The following is a 1,616-nucleotide window of genomic DNA, read 5'->3' on the forward strand; positions in this document are numbered from 1 at the left end:
TCACCAAGAAAAATTTCATCGCCTACTTTTAACACTCTTTGTGTGCCATCCTTTGCAGTTGCGATTACATTTGCTCCTTGTGAGATGCTTTTGATTACGCCTATCCTTGTTGCCATTTTACTTCCTTATTTAAAAATTTTGAACGTATTTTAATATCTTAAAAGAGCTTTGTAAATTGTACTATGGTACTAAAATTTGAAATTTTGTAAGAATTTGCCCTAGTTTTGGGAGACTAGGGCATGAAATTTAAGAGTGTAAGACTATTTCGTCTTTTATCTCGATGGTAAATGTCGTACCATTATTATGCGTAGCTGAGTACTCTGTATACCCTTCAGAATTTACCCCGCCTTTGCTAAAGGCTGACATATCTACTTGATCGCCATTTTCGCCATCTATCCTAAGAGTGTTGCTCACATTTCCACGAGTGATATTTAGCACGTCATCTAGTGTTAAATTTAGTGTTACGTTGTTTGCGCTTCCGCCAAGGCTAACTTTTTCAAAGCCAGCTACCTTGCTAAAGTCGATATTTCCAGCAATATCTAGCGTATCAGTACCTGCTCCACCTTGGATAACTATACCGCCATGCTCTTTTTTATACTCACCACCAGCACTAGTCATGCCATCTGCATTTATCTTTGCGTCCTTGCCGATATGTATGATATCGTTGCCACTACCTAGATCAATAGTACTTGAGCCATCCCAGTATGTACCACCAGCATGTTTTAAACTACCATTTAAATTTACAACGTCGTCGCCATCGCCCATTCTTATGGTAGTGCTTTTTAGCTCAGCGCCTTTGTCGATATTTATCGTATCGTCGCCATCGCCCATGTTTATGCTAGAGAACTGAACGCTTTTAAATACATTTTTTTCATGTGTTCCGCCAAATTTAGTTTCGCCGCCGATATTTATGGTGTCATTGCCAGCATCAGTATTTATATTGATGGCGCCAGCTACGTTTTTGCCTTCAAAATTTATAGTATCGTTGCCACCTCTTGTATCTATATCAGCACTACTTGAATCCTCAAGGTTATTTAATATGTTGTTGCCTTTAAAATTTATCGTATCATTACTTTCACCATAGCTACCTACCCACACACGAGTTTTAGCTGTTAAATTTGATATATCAGCTGTAAAATCAACACCTGTTTTATTGCTAAAGCCTGCTTGACCTATACTTATACCATCTGCTATAACGTGAGCTGAGCTAAATGATCCAGTTTCATAGTGACTATTGCCATCATTATTGCCTTTTACTTCAAGTAGGTCTTTTGCATAAGCTGTAACGCTCTCGCCTTTGTTATTATCTAGTTTTAGACTTTGATATCCCAGCACTGCATCTTGTGACTCTCTATTTAAATTTACATTTGTTAGCGTAGAGTTTGATATCTCCATAGTATTTACATCTCTTGCCTCAGAGTATCTATCGCTAGTATCTACCCAAGCATCTGTCATGGTTACATTGTTTGCTTTAAAAGTATTACTACCAGTATCCATCTGGATATTTACTTTTTCTATTCTCACACCATCTTTTACATTTACCACGTCATCGCCGTCACCTGTGTGGATGCGGTTATCATTGTACCAGCTATTATGGATATTAGGGTCTATAACTT

The 1,616-nt window shown here is 37.9% G+C and carries 1 protein-coding gene; it reads right to left on the reverse strand.

What is annotated here, in order from left to right:
- Nucleotides 1-246: 246 nt before the first annotated feature.
- A partial coding sequence (locus tag Q0296_RS09095) for a hypothetical protein (protein WP_298039651.1) occupies nucleotides 247-1,616 on the reverse strand: 1,370 nt, incomplete at its 5' end.

This window comes from uncultured Campylobacter sp., from assembly GCF_937890585.1.
GTDB lineage: Bacteria > Campylobacterota > Campylobacteria > Campylobacterales > Campylobacteraceae > Campylobacter_A.